This is a genomic window from Geomonas sp., assembly GCF_056994735.1.
In genome coordinates this window covers 1-4,063 of record NZ_JBXKJL010000203.1, presented here as the reverse complement: position 1 = coordinate 4,063, position 4,063 = coordinate 1, and the positions used below count along the sequence as shown (strand labels likewise).

General features: G+C 58.5%; 4 protein-coding genes. All 4 read right to left on the bottom strand.

Features of this window, described 5'->3' with window-relative positions; genetic code table 11:
* Positions 1-1,352: adenosylmethionine--8-amino-7-oxononanoate transaminase (gene bioA / locus AC11W3_RS08935; RefSeq protein ID WP_484092870.1), on the bottom strand; the 1,352-nt coding region annotated here is incomplete at its 3' end.
* 97 nt (positions 1,353-1,449) lie between these two features.
* Positions 1,450-2,166, bottom strand: a complete 717-nt coding sequence (gene bioD / locus AC11W3_RS08930) for a dethiobiotin synthase (RefSeq protein ID WP_484089428.1) — start codon at positions 2,164-2,166, stop codon at positions 1,450-1,452.
* A gap of 146 nt (positions 2,167-2,312) precedes the next feature.
* Complete coding sequence (gene bioB / locus AC11W3_RS08925; RefSeq protein ID WP_484092869.1) at positions 2,313-3,299, bottom strand: biotin synthase BioB; 987 nt, start codon at positions 3,297-3,299, stop codon at positions 2,313-2,315.
* Positions 3,300-3,810: 511 nt separating this feature from the next.
* The coding region (locus tag AC11W3_RS08920) for an amino acid--tRNA ligase-related protein (protein ID WP_484092868.1) at positions 3,811-4,063 on the bottom strand (253 nt) is incomplete at its 5' end.

Sequence of the window (4,063 nt, the reverse complement as noted above, 5' to 3'; positions counted from 1 at the left end):
ACGGTGCCGATGGAGGCCTCGATGCCGTCCATCAGGATGGCGAGCTCCTCCATGGAGATGGCCAGCGGCGGGAAAACCACGATGATGTTCCCCAGCGGGCGCAGGAAGAGGCCGTGCTTGCGGGCCTCCAGGCAGACCCTGACTCCGACCCGTTCTTCCCACGGGTACGGCTTGCGCGTTTCCTTGTCCATGACGAGTTCGATACCGCCGACCATCCCCTCGTGCCGCACATCTCCGACGTGCGGCAGTTCGGCCAGCTTCTTGAGCCGCTCATCGAGGTAAGCGATCTTCGGAACCAGCGACTCGAGGAGATGGTCCTTTTCGAAGAGGTCGAGGCTGGCGAGGCCCGCGGCGCAGGCGATGGGATTGCCGGTGAAGGTATGGCCGTGGAAGAAGGTTTTCAGCTCAGCATAGGAGCCCCAAAAGGCGTCGTAAACCTTCCTGGTGGTAAGTGTCGCCGCCAGCGGGAGGTAACCTGCCGAAATTCCCTTGGAAAGGGCCATGATGTCCGGAGTGATCCCGGCCTTGCCGCAGGCGAACATGGCACCCGTTCTTCCGAAACCGACCGCGACTTCGTCCGCGATCATCAGCACGTCGAACCGGTCGCAAAGCTCACGCACACCTCTGAGGAAGCCCTGGGGGTGCACGATCATCCCTCCAGCCCCCTGGACCGCCGGCTCTATCACCAGGCCGGCAAGCTCGTGAGCGTGCTCCTCCATCAGGCGCTCCAGTTCCTTGAGGCACAGCAATCCGCAGCGCTCGCTGTCCCCTTCAGGCGACAGGCTGCAGCGGTAGCAGTAAGGGGAGGGTGCCTTGATGGTCGGGAAGAGCAGGGGGGCATAGACCTCGTGGTAGATGTCGATGCCGCCCACGCTCATGGAGCCGACGGTGTCGCCATGGTAGGCGTTGTCGAAGGAGATGAACTTGGTCTTCTCGGGGTGGCCTGTCTGGTTCTGGTACTGGAAGGCCATCTTGACCCCGATCTCGACCGCGGTCGAGCCGTTGTCGGAATAGAAGACCTTGCAGAGACCTTGGGGTGCGATATCGATCAGGCGCTTCGCCAGCACGGCGGCGCGGTCGTTGGTGAGCCCCAGTAGTGTCGAGTGCTCGAGACGGTCAACCTGCTCCTTGATGGCATCGTTTATTTCAGCCCGGCAGTGGCCGTGGACATTGGTCCAGATCGCGGCCACGCCGTCGAGGTAGCGGTTTCCGTCGGAGTCGATGATGTAGCACCCTTCTCCCCTGGTGATGACGATGTTCTCCGCCACCTCCCACTCGCTCATCTGTGTGAACGGATGCCACAGGTATTCGCTGTCGTACTCTCTCAAGGTTTTGGTGTCGAGTTCTTCCAAGACAGACTCCTAAAGGCGGTGAATCAACGGCTGTGAAAGGTGAAAGGTGAAAGGTGAAAGGTGAAAGGTGAATGACACCTTCTCCCTTCTACCTACGCTAGAACATCTCGCGGAGCATGATGGCTGTGGCGGGATCCTGCTCCAGGCGTGCCACGATGCCTTCGACCTTTGCCCGGTCATCATCTCCCGCTATCTCCGGGAAAACCCCGAGCAGCAGGCACCCCGACAGCGAGGAGATCATGTGAGGCGCGTACTCTTCAGCCTGGTCCGGCTTGTCGGGATAGCGGTTTACGATGACCCCTTTGACCTCGAGGCCGAGCGTGCGGGCACAGAATGTGGTGAGGAGGGTGTGGTTGACCGTGCCGAGGTTCGGCCTGGCGACGACCACCACGGGAAGGGCGAGGTATGAGGCGAGGTCCGCCATCAATAGTCCACCCGCGAGCGGAACCATGAGCCCCCCGGCTCCCTCGACGATGACGTAGTCGAACTTTTCGGCCAACCTCTGGTAGGCCTCCTTGACCACCTGGAAATCGATCCGGACTCCATCGAGCGAAGCAGACACCGAAGGCGCCAGCGGGGCCTTCAGGAGGTAGGGAGTGCAGTCGGGCGTAAGCGGAGTCGCAGCCCCGAATGACAGGAGTTCGGCGTCCTCGGAGACGAGTTCCCCGTCGCGCTCGATGCAGCCGCTGGTGACCGGCTTCATGATCCCGACCGAGTGCCCCCTCAGCCTGAGGAGTCGGGCGATAGTAGCCGACGCGATGGTCTTGCCGACCCCGGTATCGGTTCCCGTTACGAAAATACTCTTTGCAGCCATTGCATATCCTTTCATCTCGTACCCAAATCCTCCCTTTGACAAAGGGGGGCAGGGGGGATTGCCTTTCAATTACCTACCGAAAGAAGATTGATGCCTAGGGGGGATCCGAAGTCGATCAGATTTTATCCCGCGCTAAAGCCTTAGCTTTAATGTGCGCACATCACCGTCTTCAGACCCAGATCGCTGAACATCTTCAGATCGACATCGACATTCCTTCCCATGGTGGTGAGGTAGTTGCCGATCATGGTGCCGTTGGCGCCGGCGAAGAAGATCCACGACTGCAGGTCGCGCAGGTTCTTCTCCCTCCCGCCGCAGACCGTGATCCGCTTGCCCGGCAGGATGAAGCGGTAGATGGCGATGGTCTTCAGGCACTCATGGGCGGAGATGTTGGAAGCGCCTTCGAGCTTGGTTCCCTCGATAGGGTTCAGGAAGTTGATGGGCACAGAGTCGACGTCCAGTTCCTTCAGGGTGAAAGCCATCTCGACCCGCTGAGCCGTACTCTCGCCCAGCCCGAAGATGCCGCCGCAGCAGATCTTGAGACCTGCCTTCTTGACGGCTTTCACCGTGTTGACATCATCGTCGTAGTCGTGAGTGGTGCAGATGGAGGGAAAGAAGCTCCTGGCAGTCTCGAGGTTGTGATGGTAGGTGTCCATCCCCGCTTCCTTGAGCTTTGTCGCCGTCTCCTCGTCGATGATCCCGAGCGAGCAGGAAGGAAGAATGGAAGTCTCCTGCCTGATGCGGCGCAATGCCGTCAGGATGTTCTCCAGTTCCTGGCCCTTAACCGTGGTCCCGCTGGTGATGATGCCGAAGCAGGCGGAGCCGCTCTCCTCGGCCGCCCGGGCCGACTCGATCATCCGCTCCTCCTGGACGAGGCCGTAAACGGGGGCATCAGTCTTATGATGGGCCGATTGGGCGCAGAAGGCGCAGTCTTCGGCGCAGCGTCCCGATTTGGCATTTATGATCGAGCAGAGGTGGACTTCGTTTCCGACGAAGTGCTCCTTGATCCGGCTGGCACCGCGGAAGAGATCAAAGAGTGCGGAACCTTCGACCCCGGCGAGGCGCAGCGCCTCTTCCGGCGTCAGCGTTCCTCCCTGCAATATTCTCTCTACAACTTCGTTGATAAATTTCTCCATGACATCCTCCCACGGCTGATTTAACACGGCACGGCTGCATTGTCAACCAAATCGGCGATCATGGTTGACAAGCAAAACCATTAGCCAAAACCATTTTGCCACGGAGACACGGAGAAAATCTGAGAAGGCAAAGGCAAAGGCATTACAACTGAAAACAGGGGAACACCTTCACAATTAAAACCATTCTGCCACGGAGACACGGAGAAAATCCGAGAAGGCAAAGACAAAGGCATTACAACTGAAAACAGGGGGACACCTTCACAATCAAAACCATTCTGCCACGGAGACACGGAGAAAATCTGAGAAGGCAAAGACATTGAAAGTGAAAAGAGAATCGAAAAGGGGAAAGCAAAAGGGAAGTGTGTCTCCGTGGCTAGATGCTTTTAGCATGAAGCATGCGTGCTTCGACAAGCTCAGCACGAACGGAGTGCACCTTGATGGAGGATATGAGGTCAAGATCAGGTTTTTTAGGTTTTCTCAGAAGTTCTCCGTGTCTCCGTGGCAAATGGTTCTAAAGCTCTTCCTGTGTAAATGCCACCACTTCATCGATACTGTCAGCATCAAGAAGAACCATGACCAGCCGGTCGAGCCCGAGCGCGATCCCGGCCGATTCAGGCATGCCGGCGAGGGCGGTGAGGAATTTCTCCGCCACGGGGTAGGCGGCTTTCCCCAGCGATGTCCGCTCCGCTGCCTCAGCTTCGAACCTCCTTCTCTGCTCAACGGGGTCGGTCAACTCGGAGAAAGCATTGGCGATCTCCAGCCCG

What these genes read in the sequence shown, in the direction of transcription:
- bioD (WP_484089428.1), bottom strand. Translation starts at nt 2,166, where the DNA reads ATGGCTGCAAAGAGTATTTTCGTAACGGGAACCGATACCGGGGTCGGC.
- bioB (WP_484092869.1), bottom strand. Translation starts at nt 3,299, where the DNA reads ATGGAGAAATTTATCAACGAAGTTGTAGAGAGAATATTGCAGGGAGGA.